Below are 23,462 nucleotides of genomic sequence, written 5' to 3'. Positions count from 1 at the left end.
CGTGCGGCAGGCACTGAGTGACATCGCGGTCGTCCAGCTGGGCAGCGGCGTCGCCGCCGACTGGTGCGGCAAGGTCTTCGCCGACCTCGGCGCCGACGTCGTCAAGGTCGAGCCGCCCGGCGGTGACCCGCGGCGCGCGCAGCGGGGCGCCTTCGCGAACCTGAACACGAACAAGCGCAGCGTGGTCCTGGAGCCCACCCCCGCGGCGGCGGGCGAGTTGCTGGAGCTGCTCGGGTCGGCCGACCTCGTCGTGGAGGCGCCCGGCTCGGGTGGGCTGGCCGACCGGGGGCTGGACCGCGGTGAGGTGCAGGCGTCCCGCCCGGCGCTGTCGGTCGTCGCCATCACCGGATTCGGGGCGACCGGGCCCTACGCCGGCTACGCCTGGAGCGACCTGGTCGCGCAGACGTTCGCGGGCACGCTGGTCCAGGACCGGCGCGGCCACGTGCGGCTGCCCATGTCGGTCACCCAGTGCGCCGTCGGGCACACGGCCGCCTTCAGCGGGCTGGCGGCGGTGCTGCGCAGCCGCGCGACCGGGGCGGGCGCCTTCGTCGACTGCGCCGCGTCGGAGGCCCTCGCCACCAACCCCACGCGGATCGGCCGCTACCTGGGCTGGGAGTACGGCGAGCGCAAGCCCCTCGAGGAGATGGTGGCCGACAGCAGCTCCACGGTCCTGCCGGTCGGGCCGCACCCCTGCGCGGACGGGTTCGTCGCCATGATGATGATCCCGCCGCAGCTCCCGGAGATGCTGGCGGTGCTGGACAGCGACGAGCTCCGCGAGTTCTTCGCGCGGCCGGACGCCTTCGTCCGCCCCGAGGCCAAGGAGGTCCTCGACGGCGCCCTGTACCCCTGGCTGCTGACGCACACCCGTCAGGAGATCACCGACGCGGCGCAGGCGGCGGGCTGGCCGGTGACCCCGGTCCACGTGCCGGAGGAGGTGCTCGCCGCCGACCACCTGCACCAGCGGGGCTTCTGGCAGCACGCCGACGACCCGGAGCTCGGTCCGGTCCTGCTGCCGGGGGCGCCCTACCGCTTCACGGAGGGCGGCTGGCGGCTGCGCCGGCCGGCGCCGCGGGTCGGTCAGGCCGACCCGCCGGGCCCGGTGGTCGAGGAGCGGGTCCCGCCCCGCCCCACCCCGCCGGTCGCCGCGGCCGAGGTGGACGTGCCGCCGCTGCGCGGCCTGCGCGTGCTGGACCTGACGACGGTCTGGTCGGGCCCGCTGCTCACGATGCACCTGGCCGACCTCGGGGCCGAGGTGATCCGGGTGGAGAGCCCCCGGGTGTTCCCGCCGACCACCCGCGGCTACCTGCCGCGGCCCAACCAGCAGATGCTGCTCAGCACCATCCTCGGCGGCTACGGCCCCGTGGCGCCGGAGCGGCCCGACCGGCCATACAACCGGCACTCCCTCTACAACTCGATCAACCGCGGCAAGCGGTCGTGCACCCTCGACCTGCGCGGGCCCGAGCAGAAGGAGCTCTTCTTGCGGTTGATCGCGCGCTCGGACGTCTTCGTGGAGAACCTCAAGTCCTCGACGCTGCACCAGCTCGGGATCCACGAGACGGAGCTGCTCGCCGCCAACCCCCGGCTGATCGTGCTGCGCATCCCCCCGGCCGGGCTGAGCGGGGACTGGGCGCACTACACCGGCTTCGGCGGCCAGTTCGACGGCCTCACCGGCTTCGCCTCGCTGTGCGGCCACCGCGGGACCGAGCTGTACGAGACGCCGACGACCCAGCACATGGACAGCGTCACCGGCCCCGCGGGCGTGTTCGCGCTGCTGGCCGCGCTGCACTACCGGGCAGCGACCGGCCGGGGACAGGTCCTGGAGCTGGCGCAGAGCGAGAACGTGCTGGCCCAGCTCGGCGACGTCTTCGTCGACCTCCAGCTGGGTCACCAGCCGCAGCGGCACGGCAACCGGGACCCGAACCTGGCGCCGCAGGGCGTGTACCGCTGCGCCGACGGGCGTCCGCTCGCGGTCACCGTGACCGACGACCGGGCCTGGGCGGCGCTGACGGCGGTGATCGGGCGGCCCGACCTCGCCGCCGACGCGGCCCTTTCCGACGTCGCGGGGCGCACCGCCGACCACGACCGGCTGGACGAGGCGATCGCCGTGTGGGCCGCGACGACCCCGGCGACGGCGGCGTTCACCGCGCTGCAGACGTCGGGGGTCGCGGCCGCGCCGCTGCTCACCGAGGCGGAGCTGGCGGCCGATCCGCAGGTGCTGGCGCGCGAGTTCATCCGCCCGCTGGACAGCACCGACGTCGGCCGGTTCGACCACCTGGCCCACGCCTACCGGGGGATCCCGCTGGCCTGGGAGCGGGGGGCGCCCGTGCTGGGGGAGGACAACGAGTACGTGTTCCGGGAGCTCCTGGAACTCGGCGCGGAGGACTACCGGCGGCTGGTGGACCAGGGGGTCGTCACCGAGGACTACCTGGACCGCGACGGTCGCCCGTACTGACCTGCCGGCGCGGTCCCGTCTCCCCGCGGAAGGTCACGGTTGGAGAACGCGCAGCGCTGTATCGCTAGAACGCTCTTACAAATTCTCGTGATCGACGTCACAATCACGGCGCATGCGGGCCGGTCCGCCGGATCGGCCGAGGTGTGCGGCAGGCGGTCAACCCGTCGAGTCGTACCACCGCCCCACGATGACGAAGGAGTCGTCTTGCGAACCAGGAACGCAGTGGCCACGGCAGCCGCCTGCATGCTCGTGCTCGGGATGTCGGCATGCGGATCGGACGACGAGGAGGGCGGCGGCTCGGGCGGGGGTGGCGGCAGCGGCGGTGGCGGAGGGGGCAACACCCTCACCGTCGGCCTGCTGACCTCCTACAGCGGACCGGCTGCCGTGTCCAAGGGCGGGAAGTCCGAGGTCAGCTTCCAGGCGCGGGTCGACGCCTACCGGGCCGACGGCGGCGAGTGCGCCGACACGGAGTTCGAGATCGTCACGGGCGACGACACGTCGACGCCGCAGGGGGCGCTCACGGCGTTCCAGCAGCTGGCCACGCAGGAGGAGCCCTACGTCATCCTCGACGACAGCCAGCTCTTCTTCGCCGCCGCCGGCTACGCGACGACGCAGGCCGCCGACATCCCGGTCCTCGGGGTGGCGACCGACGGCGCGCCCGAGTGGCAGGCCACCGACAACAACATGTTCCCGGTCTTCCCCGTGCCCCTCCCCGGCACCGTCTTCACGACCGCCGGTGACTTCTTCGCCAGCCAGGGGGCCACGAAGATCGCCGGCATCGCGTTCGCCACGCCCAGCTCGCAGCAGAGCCTCGAGGACGTGCTGGCCTCCGCCGAGGCCGCGGGCATCGAGCGCGGCTACGTCAACAACAGCATGCCGCTGGGCAGCGAGGACGTCAGCGCGATCGTGCTGGGGATCATGGACTCCGGCGCGGACGCGGTGTACCTGCCCATCAACTCCAACAGCATCGTGGCGATCGCCCAGGGCCTCCAGCAGGCCGACTACCCGATGAAGGCCATCCTCGCGGCGACCGGGTACGGCGCGTCCCTGCTGGAGTCCCCGCCGGCCGTGGCCGCATCGCAGGGGGTCTTCTACACGTCGGCGATCGCGCCGGTCGAGCTGGACACCGAAGCCAGCCAGAACTTCCGCACGGCGCTCGAGGGCGCCGGCATCGAGGGCGGGATCCCCGACCTGGACCACTCGCTGGGCTGGGCCCTCGCTGACCTGCTCCTGCACGGGCTGGAGCTGGCCGGCTGCGACGCCACGCAGCAGGAGTTCATGGACGCGCTGCGCGACGACGACACCTGGGACAACGGCGGCCTCTTCCCGCAGCCGTTCGACTTCGGTGACCGGAGCTCGCTGGGGCAGGAGTGCGGCTACTACCTGCAGCTCCAGGGTGAGGAGTTCATCCCGGTCGAGGACGCCTCGCCGCTGTGCGGCGAGCGCATCGACTCCTGACACCGGCGTCGCCCGGGAGCAGCGGCTCGACCGCCTCCCGGGCGACGCCCCGTCACGCCGACGGTGCCGCGAACGCCCCGCGGACGACGTCGAGGAAGTCGGTCAGCGACGTGGTGCCGGACCGGCCGGCGATCTCGGGGTCGACGTGGATGTGCGCGGAGATCAGGCCGCCGACGTACCGGGCGAGGTCGGCGGCGTCCCCGGCCCGGACGGTGCCGTCGGCCTGCCCCCGCCGGATCGCCCCGGCGTAGTGGTCGAGCATCGCGCCGGTCGCCTCCCGGTGGGACGTCGACGACGGGGCCGCGAGCCGGGTGCGGGCGTGGTCGGGGAAGGCCCGCATGTCCCGGATGGCCGTGGCGGCCATCGCCAGCACCGTGTCCAGGCCGGTGCCCCGCGCGGCGGCGCACTCGGCGAGGTGTTCGACCAGCAGGCGGGCGGGGCGCTCCAGGACGGCGGCGTACACGGCGTCCTTGTTCGGGAAGAGGTTGTAGATCGAGCCCACCGAGTGCCCGCTGTCCGCCGCGATGCGATCGAGGCTCGCGCCCTCGAACCCCGCAGCGGCGAAGAGCGCCTCCGCCGCGTCGAGCACCTCGCGGCGGCGTGTCTCCAGTTGCCGCGCCCGGCGTAGATCCCGTGGGGTCGGCGGTCCTGCGGGCCCGCCCGCCACCGCCGTGGGCGTGTCGACCGGGTCAGGGGCAGGGGCGGCCGTCACCTGCCCAGTGTGACAGCGGAGCCATCGATGTGAACTGCGTTCATCGTTCGAGTGTCGTTCACATCACTGCTAGCGTCCAGTAGTGGCCGCGGTGGCTCCTCCTCCCCGGCTCGCACGCGTCGCACTCACCACGTCCGCAGGGAGACCGCAGTGCCATCAGCACGGGAAGCACGCGACTGGGCCCGCTCCGGAGGACTCCGGGGGATCGGGGACTCGCTCTACACGCCGTTCAGCGGCATCGACGGCGACGAGATCGACTACGACGCCTACCGGGCCCTGGTCCGGTACTGCGTGGGCGACCTGAAGCACCCGATGCTGTGGCTGACCAGCGGCATCGCCGAGTGGTGGTCGCTGACCATCGACGAGCGCAAGAGGCTCACCGAGATCGCGATCGAGGAGGCCCGGGCGATCGACCCGACCGTGGTCATCCAGGCGTGCACCGCGGCCAACAGCGCCAAGGACGCCGTCGAGCTCACCCTGCACGCGCAGGAGGCCGGGGCCGACATCGCCTACATCCAGACCCCGCCGATGGAGCTGCACGGCGGCGAGGGCGTGCTGCGGTTCTTCCAGTACGTGGCCGACCGGACCGACATCGCGCTGGGGCTGTTCAACTCGCCGTCGTCGAACTACGTGATGACGCCGCAGGAGGTCGCCCGCATCGCCGAGGCGGTCCCCGCCGTCTGCGCGACCAAGGAGGGCGCCTTCCGCCCCTACGCGAGCAAGGCGCTGCACGCCCTGGCGCCCGACCTCGTCATCTGGGAGTGCGACCTCATCGTCTACCGGGCCGGCTGGCTGCAGGAGGGCATCGTCACCGGCGCCCAGCTGGGCACCTGCGGCTACCTCTACGAGACACCGGACGACAAGCGGTACACGGCGTACTTCCAGCTCATCGAGGCCGGCGACATCCCCGCCGCCGCCGCGCACGCCAAGGCCTCGGGCATCGACCGCTTCTCCGAGGACATGGGCACCTGGTTCACCAAGTACCCGGGCCGACCCGACTACTTCACCCACTGGGGCGCGGCGTTCCGGTACGCGGCGTCGGTGATGGGCCTGCCGATGGGCGACTACGCCGAGTCCCGGCCGCCCCAGTGGATCCTGCCCGAGGAGGCGAAGGCCCAGCTCCGCAGGGCCGTCGAGAACGCCGGCTACGCCCGCGCCCTCGCGCCGACGGCCTGAGGGGCCGGCGTGGACCTGCTCGTCAGGGACAAGGCGTACGTCGTCGTCGGCGGGACGGCGGGGATGGGCTTCGCGGCCGCCCGCCAGCTCGCCGAGGACGGCGCCGCGCTGGCCGTCGTCGGCCGGACCCGGGAGCGGGCCGACGCCGCGGTCGCCGCGCTGACCGAGGCCGGGGCCCGCGAGGCGGTGGCGGTGATCGCCGACGTGCACGAGTCGGGGGCCGCGGCGGCCGCGGTCGACACCGCGGCGCAGCGGCTGGGCCGGCTCGACGGCATCGCCGTCACCACCGGCCTGCTGGGCCACGAGGGCATCGAGGTCGACGACGCCCGGTGGGCGGAGTTCTTCAACGACGTCCTGCTCGGCACCGTGCGCAGCGTCCAGGCGGCGCTGCCGCACCTCGCGCGGCAGGGCGGCACGGTCGTGACCACCGCGGCGTACAGCATACGGGCGCCCGAGCTCGTCCGGCTGCCCTACGCCTCGCTGAAGGCGGGCGTCGCCGCGTTCACCAAGGGCATCGCGAAGGCCTACGGCAAGGACGGCATCCGGGCCAACTGCATCGCGCCGGGCGCCATCGAGACCGACGGTCTGGCGCGGATGCGGCAGGTGCTGGCCGAGCAGCGGGGGCTCCCGCCGGAGGGGCTGCTCGAGCAGGTGATGGTCGAGGAGTGGCACCTCGACGTCGCCCTGCGGCGACCGGGCAGGCCCCAGGAGGTCGGCGAGCTGATCGCCTTCCTGCTGTCCCCCCGCGCCGGCTACGTCACCGGTGCTCTGGTGAACATCGACGGCGGCACGAACTTCTGAGCCGCCACCCCCGGGTGCACGGGCCCGGGGGAGGGCCGCGCCGAGCGCCCGAGCCGCTAGCGTGCGAAGCGCCGCACCACCGAGACCCCGAGGACTGTCATGCCCGGAACCATCCCGCACTGGATCGACGGCGCCCTCCGCGAGGGGGCCTCCGGCCGCACCGCGCCGGTGACCGACCCCGCCACCGGAGAGGTGACCGGTTCGGTCGACCTCGCCTCGGTCGCCGAGGTCGACGCCGCGGTGGCCGCGGCGACCGCGGCCTACCCGGCCTGGCGGGACATGTCGCTGACCAAGCGGTCGACCGTGCTGTTCGCGTTCCGCGAGCTGCTCAACGCCCGCAAGGGCGAGCTCGCGGAGATCATCACCGCCGAGCACGGGAAGGTGCTGTCCGACGCCCTGGGCGAGGTGAGCCGCGGCCAGGAGGTCGTCGAGTTCGCCTGCGGGGTGCCGCACCTGGTCAAGGGCGGCTTCACCGAGAACGCCTCGACCGGCGTCGACGTGCACTCGGTCCGCCAGCCCCTCGGGCCGGTCGCGGTGATCAGCCCGTTCAACTTCCCCGCGATGGTCCCGATGTGGTTCTTCCCCATCGCGATCGCCACCGGCAACACCGTCGTCCTCAAGCCCAGCGAGAAGGACCCCTCGGCGGCGCTGTGGATCGCCGACCTGTGGAAGGCCGCCGGGCTGCCCGACGGTGTCTTCAACGTGGTGCAGGGCGACAAGGTCGCCGTGGACCGGCTGCTCGAGCACCCGGACATCAAGGCGGTGTCCTTCGTCGGGTCGACGCCGATCGCCCGCTACGTGTACGAGAACGGCACCCGCGCCGGCAAGCGGGTGCAGGCCCTGGGCGGGGCGAAGAACCACATGGTGGTGCTGCCCGACGCCGACCTGAACCTGGCCGCCGACGCCGCGATCAACGCCGGCTTCGGCTCGGCGGGGGAGCGGTGCATGGCGATCAGCGCGCTGGTGGCCGTCGGCGGGATCGGCGACGACCTGGTCGCGCGCATCGCCGAGCGGGCCCGCACGCTGCGGACCGGCGACGGTCGGCGCGGCTGCGACATGGGACCCCTGGTCACGAAGGAGCACCGGGACAAGGTCGCCTCCTACGTCGACGCCGGGGAGTCCGCCGGGGCGAAGGTCGTCGTCGACGGGCGGGAGGTCCGTCCGGACGGCGCGGCGGACGGCTTCTGGCTCGGGCCCACGCTGCTGGACAACGTGTCGACCGGGATGAGCGTCTACACCGACGAGATCTTCGGGCCGGTGCTGGCCGTGCTGCGGGTCGACACCTACGAGCAGGCGCTGGAGCTGATCAACAGCAACGAGTACGGCAACGGCACCGCGATCTTCACCAACGACGGCGGCGCGGCCCGGCGGTTCCAGAACGAGGTGGAGGTCGGGATGATCGGCATCAACGTGCCGGTGCCCGTGCCGATGGCCTACTACTCCTTCGGCGGCTGGAAGGCCTCGCTGTTCGGCGACAGCCACGCCCACGGCACCGAGGGCATCTCCTTCTTCACCCGGGGCAAGGTCGTCACCTCCCGCTGGCTGGACCCCAGCCACGGCGGGCTGGACCTCGGCTTCCCCCAGAACGCCTGACGTCCCGCGGGTTCCCGCCGGTCAGCCCTCGGGCGCCGGCGGGAACTCGCGGGCGACGGTCTGCTCGCCGAGGAAGAAGGTCGGGTAGATCTCCAGGGTCATCGAGTCCAGGAACCGCGGGATGTCGAGGTCCGGGGACCGCAGGAAGGCCTTGGCGTGCTCGACGCTCGGGAACTCGAACACGTTCATGACCTCGCGGCCGTCGTCGGTGGCCCGGTAGAGCCACTGCCGGGTGACGCCGAGCCGACCGAACTTCTCGGCCGACCCGTCGAGCTGGGTCGTGTACTCGTCGTAGTCCGCGACCGGGAAGATCGTCACCAGGTAGACCATCGCGCCGCTCCTCGCTCGGTGTTCATCCATCGGGTGCCCCCGGGCCCGGTGCCCGGTCGGCCGTCGTCGCACCCGCCAGGCGGCCGCGTAGCCGCGGGCCGTGCCGCTCCTCCAGCAGCGCACGGACGTGCACGGCGCAGCGCCCGCAGTCGGTGCCGGCGCCGCACGCATCGGCCACCTCGCGGACGGTCCGCGCGCCCTCGGCGATGACCTGCCGCACCGTCGTGCTGCTCACCGCCCGGCAGATGCAGATGTACATCGGCGGCCCCGTCCCGGCTCGAGGCCGACCCCGCTGTCGCCCCGGTGTCATCCAAGCGCCTCGGCCGCCCGGATGGCGTCCGGGCGGACGGCGGACTCGTTCCGAGGGCGCATCCGGTCCGCTGGTCCGCGGCGGGGGCACGGTGGTGAACGCGGGGGTCGCGAGGGGCCGCCGCACGCGGGCCCGCGCGCCGTAGCGGAACGAAAGGGTCTCACCCGTCGGGGGTGAGCCGCATTGCTTGTTCTCCAAAACCATGCGCAGAGCTACTAGTCTCGAACGCATGTCGACACCAGGCCGAGCGCGCGAGGCCGGCGCCTCCCCCCGGCCCATCAAGCGGGGGGCCAAGGTCGCCGAGGCCCTGGCGCAGGAGATCGTGCACGAGATCGTCTCACGGAAGCTGCCTCCGGGGACGCTGCTGTCCTCCGAGGCTCAGATGCTCGAGGACTACGGCGTCGGGCGGGGCTCGCTGCGCGAGGCCCTGCGGATCCTCGAGGTGCACGGTCTCATCACGATGAAGCCGGGCCGCAACGGCGGGCCCATGGTCATCGAGGTCGGCTCGCGGGACTACGGCCGGATGTCCAGCCTGTTCTTCCACATCGGCGGGGTCACCTTCCGCCAGCTCGTCGAGGCCCGGCTGTCGCTGGAACCGATGATGGCCCGGCTCGCGGCCGAGCGCCGCGGCCAGGAGCTGGTCGGCACCATCGTCGACCCCGAGACCGCCCACGTCGACGACGACGCCGCCTACTTCGACGCGACCAAGGACTTCCACCTGACCGTCGCGGCCATGTCGGGCAACCCGGTGCTCAACCTGATCAGCGCGTCGCTCGAGGGCATCTTCCGCGACCAGGTCAACGGCCTGCTCTCCCCGGCGGACGACCGCCGGCACGTGCTCGAGGTGCACACCGCGATCGCCGACGCCATCTCCTCCGGCGACGCGGATGCCGCGGAGAAGCTGATGCGCGAGCACATGCAGGAGTACGCCGACTGGGTCGAGCAGCGGCATCCGCAGCTGGTCGACGCGATCATCGACTGGCGCTGATCCCCCCGCGGCCCCCACGCGGGGGCCCGCCGCGAGCCCGCGAGCGGTGGGGGGCGAGGGGGGCGGTCATCTGCCCTGCCACCTCGGCTCGCGCTTCTCGGTGAACGCCCGGGCACCCTCCTGGGCGTCGGCCGAGGAGCGGATCGGCTCGTAGATCTCCCACTGCCGGGCGAACGCCTCCGCGGCCGGCCAGCCCGGGCCCTCGGCGAGGATCCGCTTGGTGCCCTGCACCGCGAGCGGCCCGTTGCCGGCGATCTGCTGCGCCAGCTCCAGCGCCGCGGCCAGTGCCCGGCCCGGTGGGACGAGCCGGTTGACCAGCCCGGCGGCGTGCGCGTCGGCGGCGCTCACCCGGTCGCCGGTCAGCGCCCACTCGGTGGCCTTGGGCAGCCCGGCCTTCACCGGCAGCCGCAGCAGCCCGCCGCCGCCGGCCAGGAGCCCGCGCTTGACCTCCGGCAGCCCGAAGAACGCGTCCTCGGCCGCGACGATCAGGTCGCACGCCAGGGCGATCTCGAAGCCGCCGGCCAGGGCCGGGCCCTCGACCGCCGCGATCAGCGGGGTCGTCGGCGGGCGCTCGACCAGCCCGGCGAAGCCGCGCCCCGGCACCTCCGGCTTCTCCCCGGCGAGGAACGCCTTCAGGTCCATGCCGGCGCTGAACACGCCCCCTGTGCCGGTGATGACCCCGACGAAGAGGCCGGGATCGGTGTCCAGCCGGTCCATCGCGGCGCCGATGAGCTGCGCCGCGGCGGTGTTGATCGAGTTCTTGGCCCGCGGGCGGTTGATCGTGACGACGAGGACGGCGCCCTGCTGCTCGACCAGCACCTCGGGCTCGGCGGCGGTGGTGTCGGGCGCGCTCACTTGGGCTGCATCCGGATCGCGCCGTCGAGCCGGATCGTCTCGCCGTTGAGCATCGGGTTGTCGATGATCGCCATCGCCATCCGGGCGAACTCGTCGGGTCGGCCGAGCCGCCGCGGGTGCGGGGTCATCTCGCCGAGGGAGTCGCGGACGGTCTGGGGCAGCCGGGCGAGGATCGGGGTGTCGAAGGTGCCCGGGGCGATGGTGGCGACGCGGATGAGCTTGCTGGCCAGGTCGCGGGCGGCCACGAGCGTGAGCCCGACGATGCCGGCCTTGGCCGACGCGTAGGGCAGCTGGCCGATCTGGCCCTCCCACGCGGCGACGGACGAGGTGAGCACGCAGACGCCGCGCTCGCCGTCGACCGGCTCGTGCTTCGCCATCCGCGCGGCGGCCTGGCTGAGCACGTTGAAGGTGCCGATGAGGTTGATCCGCACGATCTGCTCATAGAACGCGAGGTCGCCGGGGTTGCCCTCCTTGTCGACGACGCGCATGGCGCCACCGCGGCCGGCGCAGTGCACCAGCGTGCGCAGCGGGGCGAGCTCGTCGGCGGCGGCGACCGCGGCGGCGACGGCCTCGGGGTCGGTGACGTCGGCGGCGACGAAGCGGGTCCGCCCGCCGAGCTCCTCCGCGACGGCGGCGCCGGCGGAGGTGGGCAGGTCGACGAGCACCGTCGGCACGCCCTTCTCGACCAGGCGGCGGGCGGTGGCGAGGGCGAGCCCGGAGGCCCCTCCGGTGACGACGGCCGAACCTGCGGTGACGTCCATGCTCAGTTCCTCCCTGCGCTCAGGTTCTCGATCACCAGTGCGTTGGCCATGCCGCCGGCCTCGCACATCGTCTGCAGCCCGTAGCGCTGCCCGGTGTCCTCGAGGTACCCGAGCAGCGTGGTGGCCAGCCGGGCACCGGAGGCGCCGAGCGGGTGGCCGAGGGCGATGGCCCCGCCCCGGGGATTGAGCCGCTCGGCGGGGATGCCGAACTCCGCCTGGAACGCCAGCGGCACGGAGGCGAAGGCCTCGTTGACCTCGAAGGCGGCGATGTCGTCGATCGACAGACCCGAGCGCTGCAGCAGCTTGCGGGTCGCCGGGATCGGGCCGGTCAGCATCATCAGCGGGTCGTCGCCGGTGACGGCGGTCGCGACGATGCGGGCGCGCGGGGTCAGGCCGAGCGCGGCGGCCCGCTCCTCGCTCATCACCAGCAGCGCCGCGGCGCCGTCGGTGAGCTGGGAGGAGTTGCCCGCGGTGACCTTCCACTCGAGGTCGGGGAAGCGGGGCGCGTGCGGGCTGGAGGCGAAGGCCGGCTTCAGCGCGCCGAGCTTCTCGACCGTCGAGCCCGGGCGGATGGTCTCGTCCGCGCGGACCTCGCCGTCCGGGGTGGTGATCGCGACGATCTCCCGGTCGAACGCGCCGGAGGCGGCGGCCGCGGCGGCCCGCTCGTGCGAGGCGACGGCGAAGGCGTCGAGCTGCTCCCGGGACATGCGCCACTTCTGCGCGACCAGTTCCGCGGAGACGCCCTGCGGCACCAGGCCGGGGGAGTACCGCTGCGTCACGAGCGGGCCGTGGGGGTCGGCGTCGCCGCGCGCGGAACCCATCGGCACCCGGCTCATCGACTCCACGCCCGCCGCGACGGCGATGTCGTAGGCGCCCGCGAGCACGCCCTGGACGGCGAAGTCCAGCGCCTGCTGCCCCGAGCCGCACTTGCGCTCGATGGTCACCGACGGCACCGACTCGGGCCAGCCGGCGGCGAGCACCGCCTGGCGGCCGGGGGTCGCCGACTGCTCGCCGTTCTGCCCCACGCAGCCGACGAGCACGTCGTCGACCGTGGCGGGGTCCAGGGAGTTGCGCTCCGCGAGGGCGTTCAGCACCTGGGCCAGCAGGTCGACCGGGTGCAGTCCGGACAGGGCGCCGCCGAGCTTTCCGCGCCCCATGGGACTGCGGACGGCGTCGACGATGACGGCGGGAGGCATGGGCACGTCCTCTCAGGGGTCCCGATCTCTCGGGGACCGGGCAGGGCGTTGACAGCTTAACCATGAATACCAATAACATGGAATGCGTCGGTGGACGCTCGAGGCGGGCCCTGCCGACCGATCCTCGCAGCGGAGCAGGGGTCGTCGCCGAGGGAGGGACCGCGATGTCGTTCGACCTGCCGGAACACCATCAGCAGCTGCGCGAGCGGGCCCGGGCGGTCGCCGACTCGGTGCGTGACCAGGCGGGCGAGGCCGACGCGGCCACCGACGTCCACCCGGGCATGCGCGACGCTCTGCGGGCCAGCGGCCTGGCGGCGCTGACGGTGCCGGCCGCGCACGGCGGCGAGTCCGAGAAGGTCGACTCCCTGGCCGTCACCGTCGTCCGGGAGGCGTTCGGCGGTGTGTCGGCGCACCTGGACTCGCTGTTCGCGATGCAGGGCATCGGCAGCTACGCGCTCGCCGTCGGCGCAGCCGAGCGGATCCAGGCCGAGTGGCTGCCGCGCGTGGTGTCGCTGGACGCCATCGCCGCGCTCGGCCTGACCGAGCCCGAGGTCGGCTCCGACCTCAAGGCCATCACCACCACCGTGGTCGAGAAGGACGGCGAACTGGTCCTGAGCGGCCGTAAGTCGTTCATCACCAACGCCGGCGCCGCGCACTTCTACAGCGTCCTCGCCAAGGAGGACGACGGCTTCTCGCTGGTCTTCGTCCCCGCCGACACCCCCGGCGTGCGGGTCGAGTCCGGCCCCGACCTGATCGCGCCGCACATCATCGGCGAGGTGCACTTCGACGACGTCCGGGTGCCGCTGGACTCCCGCGTCGGGCTGCCCGGCCAGGCCTTCCCGATGGTGCTGCAGACGCTGGCCACCTTCCGGGTCTCGGTCGCCGGGTCCGCGGTCGGCCTGGCGCAGGCCGCGCTCGACGAGGCCGTCCGGCACACCACCGGCCGCGAGCAGTTCGGCAGCACGCTGGCCCGGCTGGGCCCGATGCCGCAGATGCTGGGCACCTGCTGGATGGAGATCGAGCAGGCCCGGCTGCTCACCTACGCCGCCGCCAGCCGCGCGGCCGCCGACCCCATGGGTGCCCTGCACTGGTCGTCGATGGCGAAGGTCGCCGCCACCGAGACCGCCGGTCGCGTGGTCGACCGCTGCGTCCAGATGATGGGCCGCTTCGGCGTCGTCACCGGCTCGACGATCGAGCGGCTGTACCGCAACGCGCGGCCGATGCGCATCTACGAGGGCGGCAACGAGGTCCTGCTCGGCCAGCTGGCCAAGACCCTCACCCGCCCCGCTCGCTGACCCGCCCCCACCAGAGAAGAGGCCCGCCATGGTCGCCGTCGGCATGCTGCTCTCCGACGTCCCGTCGTCCGTCAGTCCCGCCCAGCAGTTCGACGACGTGCGGCGCATCGTCGAGGCCGCCCAGCGCAACGGGATGACGTACATCGCCATCGGCCAGCACTTCCTCTACGGGGAGCTGCGCTGGCTGCAGCCGGTGCCGCTGCTGGCCCGCCTCGCCGCCGACTGCGACCGGAGCACGCGGCTGGCCACCCAGATCATGATCGCGCCGCTGTACCACCCGGTGATGCTCGCCGAGGAGCTCGCGACGCTGGACGTCGTCACCGAGGGCCGGCTGGTCTTCGGCGCGGGCATCGGCTACCGGCCCGAGGAGTTCGACTACCTCGGGATCCCGTTCAAGGAGCGCGCCGCGCGCACCGACGAGATCCTCGAGCTGCTGGTCAAGCTCTGGACGCAGGACGAGGTCACCCACCACGGCCGGTTCTGGCAGCTCGAGGGCGTCCGGCCCCACCTCAAGCCCGTCCAGTCGCCGCACCCGCCGATCTGGGTCGGCGCCCAGAGCGTCGCCGGCGCCCGCCGCGCCGGCCGCCTCGGGGACGCCTTCCCGGTGACCCCGGAGGCCACCTACGACGAGATCGAGGAGCGCTTCGCCGCGGTCCGGGAGGGCTTCGCCGCGCGCGGCAAGCCGTTCGGCCCGCAGCCGGTGCGCCGCAACGTGCTGGTCGCCGACAGCCGGGACGAGGCGATCGTCGAGTACGCCCGCGTGGCCAAGGGCAAGTACCTCAGCTACGCCGAGAAGGGCATGGGCAAGGCCGGCAGCGCGAGCGACCTCGACGCGGACTTCGTGCGGACGGTCGGCGAGCACGCGGTGCTCGGCACGGACGCCGAGGTCATCGCCTCGCTCACCGAGTTGTGCACCCGCTTCCCGGTGGACCCCCTGCTGCTGCGCCCGCAGTGGCCGTCGATGAGCGCCGCCGAGACGATCGCCGCCATCGAGCGGCTGGGCAAGGAGGTCGTCCCGGCCATCCGCGCCCTGCCGACGCCGCAGCCGGAGATCCTGCCCGCGCCCACGGGCGCCTGACGCACGCCCCGGCCTCCGGCCGGGATCCAGAGACACACACAGGAGGAGTCATGGGTCGGTTCGACGGCAAGGTCGCGTTCGTCACCGGGGGTGCCCGCGGTCAGGGCCGGTCGCACGCGGTGCGGCTGGCGGCGGAGGGGGCCGACGTCGTCGTCGTCGACGTGGCCCGGCAGTTCGAGTCGGTGCAGTACGCGATGTCCACCCCGGAGGACCTCGCGGAGACCGAGAAGCTGGTGCGCGGGCACGGCCGCGAGTTCCTCGGGATCATCGCCGACGTCCGGGAGGACGGCGAGGTCGACGAGGCCGTGAAGCAGGCCGAGGAGCGGTTCGGGCACATCGACCTGGTGTGCGCCAACGCCGGGATCCTGCCCTCGACCGGCCCGCACGCCCAGCGGATGAGCGCGTGGCACGACACGATCGCCACCAACCTCAGCGGCGTCTTCTACACGCTGCGCGCGGTGACGCCCGGTCTGGTGCAGCGGGGCAACGGCGGGGCCATCGTCCTCACCGGGTCGACGTCGAGCTTCCGCGGCGTGGCCTACAAGCTCGACATGCTCAACCCGGGGCACATGGCCTACGGGGCGGCGAAGTCCGGCGTCCTCGCCCTCATGCGCAACTACGCGATGGCGCTGGGCCCGCACGGCATCCGGGTCAACACCATCATCCCGGCGGGCGTGCAGACCCCGATGATCCAGAACGAGTTCTTCACCAAGGACCTGCAGGCCGACGCCCCTCCCGGCTGGATGGCCAACGTCATGGAGCGCGGGCCGGTGGAGCCCGGCGACATCTCCGACGCCGTCCTGTTCCTCCTGTCCGACGAGGCCAAGTACGTCACGGGCACCGCGCTGCCCGTCGACATGGGCACGCTGCTCATCTGAGCTCCCGCGGTTCGCCCGGGTTCTCCGGCGACGAGGGCCACCCCGCCCGGCAGGGGGCCCTCGTCGCCGGCCGCGGGGTCAGCGGGCGGCGGCCGGCTGCCGCGCCGCGGAGCGCACGAAGCCCTCGTAGCCGCAGGCCGCGACGTCGGTGCACCGCTGCCGGTAGGGGCCGACGCCGCCGATGTAGGGCATGAACACCCGCGGCTTGCCCGGCACGTTGTCGCCCATGTACCAGGAGTTGGCCGTCGGGTAGAGCGTCGTGTGCCCGACCTCGTCGACGTGCCGGGTCCACGCGTCCTCGGCCTCGACGGTCGCCTCGATGGTGGTCAGTCCGCAGGCCCGCAGGTCGCCGATCGCGTCGCCGACCCATTCCACGTGCTGCTCGATCGACGTCATCATGTTCGACAGCACCGAGGGGCTGCCGGGCCCGGTGATCGTGAACAGGTTGGGGAAGCCGGCGACCTGGAGGCCGAGGTAGGTCCGCGGCCCGGCGGCCCACTTCTCGCGCAGCAGGACGCCGTCCCTCCCGCGGATGTCGACGGCGGTGAGCGCGCCGGTCATCGCGTCGAAGCCGGTGGCGAAGACGAGCGCGTCGAACTCGAAGTCCTCGGCCGCCGTCCGCAGGCCCGTCGGGGTGATCTCGACGATCGGGTCCCGGCGCACGTCGACGAGCCGGACGTGCGGCAGGTTGAACGTCTCGTAGTAGTTCGTCCCGAGGCAGGGGCGCTTGGTCCCGAACGGGTGGTCGGTCGGCTGCAGCATCGCCGCGACCTCCGGGTCGTCCACGATCTCGGCGATGCGGTCGCGGACGTACTGCGCGGCGGTGTCGTTCGCCTCGCGGCTGGTGATCATGTCGGTGTAGCTGGTCAGCATGTCGACGAGGTTGTTGTCCTCGTCGTACCAGATCTGCTCGAACCGGGACTCCCGCTCCTCCGGCGACGCCTCGAGGGCGGACTTCTGCGGCGCCGGGACCGCGATCCCGAAGGCGGACTGCCGGGCGGCCTCGCGCACCTCCCCGTACCGCGCCTTCACCGAGCGCTGGTGCTCGGGGTCGATCGGGTGGTTGCGGGCGGGCAGCACGAAGTTCGGGGTCCGCTGGAAGACTGTCAGCTCGGTGGCCTGCTCGGCGATCAGCGGGATCGCCTGGACGCCGGAGGAGCCGGTGCCGACCACGCCGACCCGCCGGCCGGAGAAGTCCACGCCCTCCCGGGGCCAGTGGCCGGTGTGGTACCAGCGGCCGCGGAACGTCTCCAGCCCGGGGACCTCGGGGACCTTGGCGGCGGACAGGCAGCCGGTGGCCATGACGAGGAACTGGGCGGTGACCTGGTCGCCGCGGTCGGTGCGCACGTGCCAGCGGTCGGTGCTGTCGTCCCACGACGCCTCGGTGACCCGGGTCTCCAGCCGGATGTCGCGGTACAGGTCGAACCGGTCGGCCACGTGCTCGAGGTAGCGGAGCAGCTCCTCCTGGGGCGGGTACTTCTCGGTCCACACCCAGTCCTGCTCCAGGTCGGGGTCGAAGGAGTAGCTGTAGTCCATGCTCTTCACGTCGACGCGGGCGCCGGGGTACCGGTTCCAGTACCAGGTGCCCCCGACCCCGTCGCCGGCCTCGAACACCCGGACGGTCAGGCCCTGGCGGCGCAGCCGGTGCAGCAGGTAGAGCCCCGACAGGCCGGCCCCGACGACGACGGCGTCGACGTCCCTGCTGTTCGTGTCCGTGGCCGCCGGCGGCCGGGATGCGGTCTGGCTCATCTGCCTCGTTCCCCCCTCGGAGTGCCCGGTCGCGGCGACGCCCGCCGCGGCCGGGGTCGTGCCCGGATCACGCGGGTCGGGCGGTCAGCTCCCGATCGACCGCGGCGGCGACGTGGTCGATCCCCGCGGCGCTGCCCGGCAGGACGTTGACCATGGTGAAGAAGCCGTGCATCTGGCCCTCGAAGACCCGCGCCTGCACCGGCACGCCGGCCCGGGCCAGCGCGTCGGCGTACGCCTGGCCCTCCTGGCGCAGCACGTCGTGCTCGGCCAGGAGCACGACCGCGGGCGGCAGCCCGCCGAGGTCCGCCGCCCTTGCGGGGCAGGCGTCCGGGAGCCGCCGCTGGTCGGGGTCGGGCGCGTAGAGGTCCCAGAACCACACCATCGAGTCGCGGCTGAGCAGGAGCTGGTTGGCCGGGTCGCGGTAGCTGGCGTTGTCCAGGTCGCAGTCGGTCACCGGATAGGCGAGGACCTGCAGGGCGATCGCCGGGCCACCCGCCGCGCGGGCCCGCTGCGTGAGGATCGCGGCCAGGTTCCCCCCGGCGCTGTCGCCGGCGACGACGAGCGGAACGCGGGCACCGGCCAGCTGCTCCCGGTGCTCGTCGACCCACCGCAAAGCCGTCCACGAGTCGTCCACCGCGGCCGGGAAGGGATGCTCCGGCGCCAGCCGGTAGTCGACCATGACGACGGCGCAGCGGGTCCGCTCGGCCAGCGTCCGGCCGAGGGTCTCGAACTCGTCCAGCGCGCCGATCACCCAGCCGCCGCCGTGCAGGTAGACGACGACGCCGCGCACCTCGCCCCGGGGCACGAGCAGGCGCAGCGGGACGTCCGGACCGTCCGGCGAGGGGGCCGCGACGTCCTCCACCCGCGCCATCTCCGGGCCGGGGCCGTACAGCTCGCCCAGGGCGGCGGTCAGGCCGCGGGCCTCCTGCGGGGTCATCTCGTGCAGCGGCTTGGTGCCGCTCTCGGCCAGCTGGGTGAGCAGCGCCGTCGTCGCGTCGTCGAGTGCCAAGGGGTTCGCCCTCCGCCGGGAGCCCGCCGGTGGCCCGCCGGGAAGTGTGAGCCAGACCACAAAAAAGTAGGCGGACGATGCGCTCGGATGCAAGCCGACACAAAAACTGCGAAACATGCGCAGAGACCCTGGCGGGTCGCGCGGGGCTGTGCCTACCGTCACAGCACGCCGGCCGGGACGACGACGTCCCGCCGGACCGCACCCGCCGGCCTGGACCGGCGGGGTTCGACGCGAGGGAGCACGCGTGAAGACCGTCGGAGCAGTGCTGTGGGAGCCGGGGACCCGCTCGGGATGGAGCGTCGAGGAGATCGAGCTCGACCCGCCCAAGAGCCGTGAGGTGCTGGTCAAGCTGGCCTCGTCGGGCATCTGCCACAGCGATGACCACGTCGACACCGGCGACATCCCGCTGGGCTGGGGGCCGATCCTCGGCGGGCACGAGGGCGCGGGCGTGGTCGTCGAGGTCGGGCCGGACGTGACCGACGTCGAGGTCGGCGACCACGTCGTCCTGTCCTTCCTGCCCTCGTGCGGCAAGTGCCGCATGTGCGCCGCGGGGGTCTCCCAGATGTGCGTGATGGGCGGCGGGGTCCTCGGGGGCTTCGCGCCGGACGGCACCCACCGCATCCACGCCCGCGGCCAGGGTGTGGGCCCGTTCAGCTACCTGGGGACGTTCGCGCCGTACGTCGTCGCCCCGCTCGACAGCGTCGTGAAGATCGACGCGGACATGCCGCTGATGCCGGCCTCGCTGATCGGCTGCGGCGTGCCCACCGGCTGGGGGTCGGCGGTGTACGCGGCGGAGATCGAGCTGAACGACACGGTCGTCGTCCTCGGGGTCGGCGGCGTCGGCATGAACGCCGTCCAGGGGGCGCGGCACCGCGGGGCCAAGAACATCGTCGTGGTCGACCCGGTGGCCTCCAAGCGCGACGTCGCCAAGGACTTCGGCGCCACCCATGCGGTGGCCGACTTCGCCGCGGCGATGGAGCTGATCGCGCAGATGACCGACGGCCAGGGTGCCGACCGCGTCCTCATCACGGTCGGCGTCGCGGGTCCGGAGATCGTCGAGCAGGCCAACCAGCTCACCCGTCGCGGCGGGGTCATCGTGCTCACCTCGGCGGCGCCCGTGCTGCAGCGGCAGGTGGAGTTCGACCTGTTCACCTTCGCGATGTCGGGCAAGCGGCTGCAGGGCACCCTCTACGGCTCCACCCGGTCCCGGCTCGACGTCCCGCTGCTGACCGACCTCTACAAGCGGGGCGAGCTCAAGCTCGACGAGCTGATCACGAAGACCTACAAGCTCGAGGACATCAACGAGGCCTTCGCCGATATGCGCGCGGGCAAGAACATCCGCGGCGTCATCGTCTACGACGACTGAGGCCGGCGATGACCACCACGACCGACTCGCGCACCGCGGACCTGCTCGACATCCAGCGGGCCACGCACGTCTACGCCCGCGGGCTGGACCGCTTCGACCCCGCCGAGGCGCTGTCGGCCTTCACCGACGACGCCGTCTGGGACGCCTCGCCCGTCGGCCTCGAGCGCCTGGAGGGGCGCGCGGCGATCCTCGCGTTCTTCGAGCGCGACGCCGCGGCCATCGCCGACCAGTTCCACGTCATCACCAACCACGTCGTGGACCTCGACGACGACGGGGCGACCGCCCGCGGCACCAACTACGTGTTCTCCGAGGGGCACACGAAGACCGGCGCGGCGTTCCGGGCGATCGCGCTCAACGAGGACGTCTACCGGCGGACCGCGGACGGGTGGCGCATCGCCTCCCGCCGCATCTCCGCCCTCACCCCGCCCGAGATGGACGGGTTCGATGCCTGAACCCGCGGACCCGTGTCTGAGAGGACCAGCATGAGCAACGCCGTGCAGGAGCGAGCCGACAGCGGCGTGCGCTCGTTCGACAAGCTCTTCGTCGGTGGCCGGTGGGTACCCCCGGCCACCGACGAGGTGATCGAGGTGGTGTCACCGATCACCGAGGAGGTCGTCGCGACCGTCCCGGCCGCCGGTCCGGCCGACATGGACGCCGCCGTGGCCGCCGCCCGGCGCGCCTTCGACGAGGGGCCCTGGCCCCGGATGGCCCCGGCGGAGCGGGCGGCCGCGCTGCGCCGCGTCGCCGAGGAGGTCGGCCGGCGCATCCCGGAGATGGAGGCGTCCTTCACCGCCGAGATCGGTGCCCCGGAGATGATCAGCAAGGCGTTCCACGCCAACGCCACGGCCATCTGGGACGACGCCGCCACCCTCGCCGGCACGATCGTGCTGGAGGAGCAGCGGGCGCTGCCCGACGGCGCCATCGCCACCGTCGTCCGCGAGCCGGTCGGCGTCGCCGCGGTGATCATCCCGTGGAACGGGCCGGTCGCGACCGCCTCGCTGAAGATCGCTCCCGCGCTCGCGGCGGGCTGCACCGTCGTCCTCAAGCCGGCGCCCGAGGGGCCGGTGTCGGTGCTGGTGCTGGCCGAGGCGCTGGAGGCCGCCGGGCTGCCCGAGGGCGTGGTCAGCGTGCTGCCGGGCGGGCGCGAGGTGGGCGAGCACCTGGTCCGCCACCCCGACGTCGACAAGGTGTCCTTCACCGGGTCCACGGTCGCCGGGCGACGCGTCATGCAGCTGTGCGGCGAGCGCATCGCGCGGGTGACGCTGGAACTCGGCGGCAAGTCCGCGGCCATCGTGCTGCCCGACGCCGACGTGGCCGCGGTGGCCCAGACGGTCACGTTCGCCAACATCGGCAACTCCGGCCAGGTCTGCGCCGCGCTCACCAGGCTGGTGGTCCCGCGGGACCGGCAGGAGGAGGTTGTCGAGGCCGTCCGGGGCGTCATGGAGTCCGTGCGGGTGGGCGACCCCCGGGAGGAGGGCGTGCTGGTCGGCCCGCTGGCCGCCGAGCGGCAGCGCGAGCGGGTCGAGGGCTACATCCGCACCGGGATCGAGGAGGGCGCGCGGCTGGTCACCGGCGGCGGCCGCCCCGAGGGGCTGGACCGCGGCTGGTACGTCCAGCCGACCCTGTTCGCCGACGTGGACAACTCGATGCGCATCGCCCAGGAGGAGATCTTCGGTCCGGTGCTCGTGGTCATCCCCTACGACACGGTCGACGACGCCGTGCGGATCGCCAACGACAGCCCCTACGGGCTCTCCGGCGCGGTCTTCACCGCGGATCCGGCGCTGGGGGAGTCCGTGGCCCGCCGGGTGCGCACCGGCCAGATCTACGTCAACGACTGGGGGATGTGCGTGACCCAGCCCTTCGGCGGGTTCAAGCAATCCGGGCTCGGCCGCGAGGGCGGCCTGGAGGGCATCGGCGCGTTCCTCGAGACCAAGGTGATCCAGGGCATCTGATCCACCCCGCCCGTGTCGACGACGGCTCCGGACCCCGCCACCCGGCGGGGCCGGAGCCGTCGTGCGTCCGGGCGCCGCCGGCCGACCCCCGCCGGCCGACCCCCGGCGGTCGCGCCGGGGTGTTCCCGTACCGCGCGACCGGCGGCCACGCCGGTGCGCGAAGACCCTTGTCCGAATCTGTGAGCACAGTTACAGTCGTCAAACCCTGCACATGATTGCAAGACTTTGGAGAGTCGATGAACACACATGTCCCGACCGGCCGGCGCAAGGCCCTCGGCGGGGCCGGTGCCCTGCTGCTGGCAGTGGGCCTGGCGGCATGCAGCTCTCCCGGCGACGGCGGCTCCGGCGGGGGCTCCGGCGGCGGCGGCGGGGACGGCGGCGAGGGCCTGCCGGACACGATCAAGATCATGAACATCCGCGCGCTGACCGGTCCGGTCTCCTTCGCCGGCCTCGCCGCGCAGCAGGGGATCGACCTCGCGCTGGCGGAGATCGAGGAGGACGGCCTCCTCGGCGACAGCACGATCGAGCTCGACACCCGGGACAGCGCCGCCAGCGCGCAGGAGGCGGCGAGCTTCGCCGGCCAGGCCGCGGCCGACCCGTCCTTCTCCGCGATCATCGGCCCCGAGGCCAGCGCCCAGGCGACCGCCGTCTCGCCGATCGCCGACCAGGCCGGGATCCCGGTCGTCTACGTCCAGGCGGGCAGCGAGGGCGTCCTGACCGGGGACTTCACCTTCCGGATGACCCCGCCGGCCGAGTCCTACTTCGACATCGTCGGGGACTACCTGGAGCAGCAGGGCGTCACCACGGCCGCGGTCGTGATCAACACCGGCAACCCGACGCTGGTCCAGCTGGGCGAGGACACGATCCCCGCGATGGGTGAGGACCACGGCTTCGAGGTCATCAGCTCCTCCGGCGTGGAGACCACCGCCCAGGACTTCACCAACCAGGCGTCGTCGATCGCCGGCGACGCCCCCGACGCCGCCTTCCTCATGGTGCAGGGCCCGCAGGCTCCCGTGGCCATCACGCAGCTGCGGCAGGCCGGCTTCGAGGGCGAGATCATCGGCATGAGCGCCATGGGCGCCGGCAACCTCTCCTCCGCGGGGCAGACCGCCGAGGGCGCCGTGTGGCCGGCCAACTTCAACGCCGGCCAGCCCGACGAGAGCTCGCAGACCTTCGTCGAGGCGTTCCGGGCGGAGTACGACGAGGACCCGACGAACTACTCGGCCGAGGCCTACGACGCCATGTGGTTCCTGGCCCGCGCGATCGCCGAGGCCGACAGCGCCGACCGGGGTGCGGTGCAGCAGGCGATGACCGACCTGGCCGGCGAGGGCTTCGAGGGCGCCCAGGGGTCGGTCACCTTCGAGGGCAACGACGCCCGTGTCGACGGCGTGCTCGTCCGCTGGGACGGCGCCGCCGAGGTCCCGTTCGAGCTGGGCGAGAACTGACCCAGGTCGGACGCCGGTGCCGGCCGGACCCCCCGGCCGGCACCGGTCCCACCGCTAG

21 protein-coding genes are annotated in these 23,462 nt (G+C 73.2%); 13 read left to right on the top strand and 8 right to left on the bottom strand.

The window, feature by feature from the left end:
• Nucleotide 1 precedes the first annotated feature (1 nt).
• Both BMY88_RS03235 and BMY88_RS03230 read left to right on the top strand, forming a co-directional pair.
• The gene (locus BMY88_RS03235) at nucleotides 2-2,452 is read left to right on the top strand and encodes a CaiB/BaiF CoA-transferase family protein (RefSeq protein ID WP_091940167.1); all 2,451 of its coding nucleotides are present in this window, start codon (nucleotides 2-4) and stop codon (nucleotides 2,450-2,452) included.
• 222 nt (nucleotides 2,453-2,674) lie between these two features.
• The gene (locus BMY88_RS03230; protein ID WP_091940165.1) at nucleotides 2,675-3,910 is read left to right on the top strand and encodes an ABC transporter substrate-binding protein; all 1,236 of its coding nucleotides are present in this window, start codon (nucleotides 2,675-2,677) and stop codon (nucleotides 3,908-3,910) included.
• A gap of 52 nt (nucleotides 3,911-3,962) precedes the next feature.
• Here BMY88_RS03230 and BMY88_RS03225 read toward each other — a convergent pair whose 3' ends face one another.
• Entirely contained in the window at nucleotides 3,963-4,499 is a 537-nt protein-coding gene (locus BMY88_RS03225) for a TetR/AcrR family transcriptional regulator (RefSeq protein ID WP_170860941.1), read from the bottom strand.
• A gap of 273 nt (nucleotides 4,500-4,772) precedes the next feature.
• Here BMY88_RS03225 and BMY88_RS03220 point away from each other — a divergent pair, with 273 nt between their 5' ends.
• From BMY88_RS03220 to BMY88_RS03210, 3 genes are all read left to right on the top strand, one after another.
• Nucleotides 4,773-5,798, top strand: a complete 1,026-nt coding sequence (locus BMY88_RS03220; RefSeq protein WP_091940161.1) for a dihydrodipicolinate synthase family protein — start codon at nucleotides 4,773-4,775, stop codon at nucleotides 5,796-5,798.
• A 9-nt stretch (nucleotides 5,799-5,807) separates the two neighbouring features.
• Nucleotides 5,808-6,599 carry an SDR family NAD(P)-dependent oxidoreductase gene (locus BMY88_RS03215; RefSeq protein ID WP_091940158.1) on the top strand — a complete coding sequence of 264 codons (792 nt, stop codon included), beginning with the start codon at nucleotides 5,808-5,810 and terminating at the stop codon, nucleotides 6,597-6,599.
• A 99-nt stretch (nucleotides 6,600-6,698) separates the two neighbouring features.
• Nucleotides 6,699-8,192, top strand: a complete 1,494-nt coding sequence (locus BMY88_RS03210; protein WP_091940156.1) for a CoA-acylating methylmalonate-semialdehyde dehydrogenase — start codon at nucleotides 6,699-6,701, stop codon at nucleotides 8,190-8,192.
• A 21-nt stretch (nucleotides 8,193-8,213) separates the two neighbouring features.
• On the opposite strand, the gene BMY88_RS03205 is transcribed toward BMY88_RS03210, so the two are convergent.
• On the bottom strand, nucleotides 8,214-8,522 hold the full coding sequence (locus BMY88_RS03205) for a DUF1330 domain-containing protein (RefSeq protein WP_091940154.1): 309 nt from the start codon (nucleotides 8,520-8,522) through the stop codon (nucleotides 8,214-8,216).
• A 22-nt stretch (nucleotides 8,523-8,544) separates the two neighbouring features.
• The gene (locus BMY88_RS03200; RefSeq protein WP_091940152.1) at nucleotides 8,545-8,781 is read right to left on the bottom strand and encodes a (2Fe-2S)-binding protein; all 237 of its coding nucleotides are present in this window, start codon (nucleotides 8,779-8,781) and stop codon (nucleotides 8,545-8,547) included.
• 280 nt (nucleotides 8,782-9,061) lie between these two features.
• Here BMY88_RS03200 and BMY88_RS03195 point away from each other — a divergent pair, with 280 nt between their 5' ends.
• The gene (locus tag BMY88_RS03195; RefSeq protein ID WP_091940150.1) at nucleotides 9,062-9,820 is read left to right on the top strand and encodes a FadR/GntR family transcriptional regulator; all 759 of its coding nucleotides are present in this window, start codon (nucleotides 9,062-9,064) and stop codon (nucleotides 9,818-9,820) included.
• A 66-nt stretch (nucleotides 9,821-9,886) separates the two neighbouring features.
• On the opposite strand, the gene BMY88_RS03190 is transcribed toward BMY88_RS03195, so the two are convergent.
• From BMY88_RS03190 to BMY88_RS03180, 3 genes are read right to left on the bottom strand one after another with little or no spacing between them, the layout of a single operon-like run.
• A complete protein-coding gene (locus tag BMY88_RS03190) occupies nucleotides 9,887-10,675 on the bottom strand; it encodes a crotonase/enoyl-CoA hydratase family protein (protein ID WP_091940148.1) in 789 nt (262 codons plus the stop codon).
• Complete coding sequence (locus BMY88_RS03185; RefSeq protein ID WP_091940146.1) at nucleotides 10,672-11,436, bottom strand: SDR family NAD(P)-dependent oxidoreductase; 765 nt, start codon at nucleotides 11,434-11,436, stop codon at nucleotides 10,672-10,674. Before BMY88_RS03185 ends, BMY88_RS03190 begins: the two co-directional genes overlap by 4 nt.
• A 2-nt stretch (nucleotides 11,437-11,438) precedes the next feature.
• Nucleotides 11,439-12,632 (bottom strand): thiolase family protein, encoded by a 1,194-nt coding sequence (locus tag BMY88_RS03180; RefSeq protein ID WP_091940144.1) that lies wholly within the window; start codon nucleotides 12,630-12,632, stop codon nucleotides 11,439-11,441.
• A 164-nt stretch (nucleotides 12,633-12,796) separates the two neighbouring features.
• Between BMY88_RS03180 and BMY88_RS03175 the strand changes: the two genes are divergently transcribed.
• From BMY88_RS03175 to BMY88_RS03165, 3 genes are read left to right on the top strand one after another with little or no spacing between them, the layout of a single operon-like run.
• Complete coding sequence (locus tag BMY88_RS03175; RefSeq protein WP_091940142.1) at nucleotides 12,797-13,927, top strand: acyl-CoA dehydrogenase family protein; 1,131 nt, start codon at nucleotides 12,797-12,799, stop codon at nucleotides 13,925-13,927.
• Nucleotides 13,928-13,955: 28 nt separating this feature from the next.
• Nucleotides 13,956-15,005 (top strand): LLM class flavin-dependent oxidoreductase, encoded by a 1,050-nt coding sequence (locus BMY88_RS03170; protein ID WP_091940140.1) that lies wholly within the window; start codon nucleotides 13,956-13,958, stop codon nucleotides 15,003-15,005.
• 50 nt (nucleotides 15,006-15,055) lie between these two features.
• Complete coding sequence (locus BMY88_RS03165) at nucleotides 15,056-15,883, top strand: mycofactocin-coupled SDR family oxidoreductase (protein ID WP_091940138.1); 828 nt, start codon at nucleotides 15,056-15,058, stop codon at nucleotides 15,881-15,883.
• 78 nt (nucleotides 15,884-15,961) lie between these two features.
• Here the strand turns inward: BMY88_RS03165 and BMY88_RS03160 are convergent, their stop codons facing one another.
• Entirely contained in the window at nucleotides 15,962-17,632 is a 1,671-nt protein-coding gene (locus BMY88_RS03160) for a flavin-containing monooxygenase (protein WP_091940136.1), read from the bottom strand.
• Nucleotides 17,633-17,699: 67 nt separating this feature from the next.
• On the bottom strand, nucleotides 17,700-18,641 hold the full coding sequence (locus BMY88_RS03155) for an alpha/beta hydrolase (protein ID WP_091940133.1): 942 nt from the start codon (nucleotides 18,639-18,641) through the stop codon (nucleotides 17,700-17,702).
• Between the two features lie 244 nt (nucleotides 18,642-18,885).
• Here BMY88_RS03155 and BMY88_RS03150 point away from each other — a divergent pair, with 244 nt between their 5' ends.
• The 4 genes from BMY88_RS03150 to BMY88_RS03135 all read left to right on the top strand — a co-directional run bounded on the left by BMY88_RS03150 (nucleotide 18,886) and on the right by BMY88_RS03135 (nucleotide 23,404).
• Complete coding sequence (locus BMY88_RS03150; RefSeq protein ID WP_091940131.1) at nucleotides 18,886-20,007, top strand: NDMA-dependent alcohol dehydrogenase; 1,122 nt, start codon at nucleotides 18,886-18,888, stop codon at nucleotides 20,005-20,007.
• Nucleotides 20,008-20,015: 8 nt separating this feature from the next.
• Nucleotides 20,016-20,459, top strand: a complete 444-nt coding sequence (locus tag BMY88_RS03145; RefSeq protein WP_091940129.1) for a nuclear transport factor 2 family protein — start codon at nucleotides 20,016-20,018, stop codon at nucleotides 20,457-20,459.
• Between the two features lie 30 nt (nucleotides 20,460-20,489).
• The gene (locus BMY88_RS03140) at nucleotides 20,490-21,959 is read left to right on the top strand and encodes an aldehyde dehydrogenase (protein WP_091940127.1); all 1,470 of its coding nucleotides are present in this window, start codon (nucleotides 20,490-20,492) and stop codon (nucleotides 21,957-21,959) included.
• A gap of 236 nt (nucleotides 21,960-22,195) precedes the next feature.
• Complete coding sequence (locus BMY88_RS03135; RefSeq protein WP_091940125.1) at nucleotides 22,196-23,404, top strand: ABC transporter substrate-binding protein; 1,209 nt, start codon at nucleotides 22,196-22,198, stop codon at nucleotides 23,402-23,404.
• The last annotated feature ends 58 nt before the right edge of the window (nucleotides 23,405-23,462 follow it).

Source organism: Trujillonella endophytica, assembly GCF_900110555.1.
In the GTDB taxonomy this organism is placed as follows: domain Bacteria; phylum Actinomycetota; class Actinomycetes; order Mycobacteriales; family Geodermatophilaceae; genus Trujillonella; species Trujillonella endophytica.
The sequence above is the reverse complement of the archived record's forward strand: the minus strand, read 5'-3'. Positions and strand labels throughout refer to the sequence as shown.

What these genes read in the sequence shown, in the direction of transcription:
- BMY88_RS03210 (WP_091940156.1), top strand. Translation starts at nt 6,699, where the DNA reads ATGCCCGGAACCATCCCGCACTGGATCGACGGCGCCCTCCGCGAGGGG.
- BMY88_RS03205 (WP_091940154.1), bottom strand. Translation starts at nt 8,522, where the DNA reads ATGGTCTACCTGGTGACGATCTTCCCGGTCGCGGACTACGACGAGTAC.
- BMY88_RS03200 (WP_091940152.1), bottom strand. Translation starts at nt 8,781, where the DNA reads ATGTACATCTGCATCTGCCGGGCGGTGAGCAGCACGACGGTGCGGCAG.
- BMY88_RS03195 (WP_091940150.1), top strand. Translation starts at nt 9,062, where the DNA reads ATGTCGACACCAGGCCGAGCGCGCGAGGCCGGCGCCTCCCCCCGGCCC.
- BMY88_RS03185 (WP_091940146.1), bottom strand. Translation starts at nt 11,436, where the DNA reads ATGGACGTCACCGCAGGTTCGGCCGTCGTCACCGGAGGGGCCTCCGGG.
- BMY88_RS03180 (WP_091940144.1), bottom strand. Translation starts at nt 12,632, where the DNA reads ATGCCTCCCGCCGTCATCGTCGACGCCGTCCGCAGTCCCATGGGGCGC.
- BMY88_RS03175 (WP_091940142.1), top strand. Translation starts at nt 12,797, where the DNA reads ATGTCGTTCGACCTGCCGGAACACCATCAGCAGCTGCGCGAGCGGGCC.
- BMY88_RS03170 (WP_091940140.1), top strand. Translation starts at nt 13,956, where the DNA reads ATGGTCGCCGTCGGCATGCTGCTCTCCGACGTCCCGTCGTCCGTCAGT.
- BMY88_RS03165 (WP_091940138.1), top strand. Translation starts at nt 15,056, where the DNA reads ATGGGTCGGTTCGACGGCAAGGTCGCGTTCGTCACCGGGGGTGCCCGC.
- BMY88_RS03160 (WP_091940136.1), bottom strand. Translation starts at nt 17,632, where the DNA reads ATGAGCCAGACCGCATCCCGGCCGCCGGCGGCCACGGACACGAACAGC.
- BMY88_RS03145 (WP_091940129.1), top strand. Translation starts at nt 20,016, where the DNA reads ATGACCACCACGACCGACTCGCGCACCGCGGACCTGCTCGACATCCAG.
- BMY88_RS03140 (WP_091940127.1), top strand. Translation starts at nt 20,490, where the DNA reads ATGAGCAACGCCGTGCAGGAGCGAGCCGACAGCGGCGTGCGCTCGTTC.
- BMY88_RS03135 (WP_091940125.1), top strand. Translation starts at nt 22,196, where the DNA reads ATGAACACACATGTCCCGACCGGCCGGCGCAAGGCCCTCGGCGGGGCC.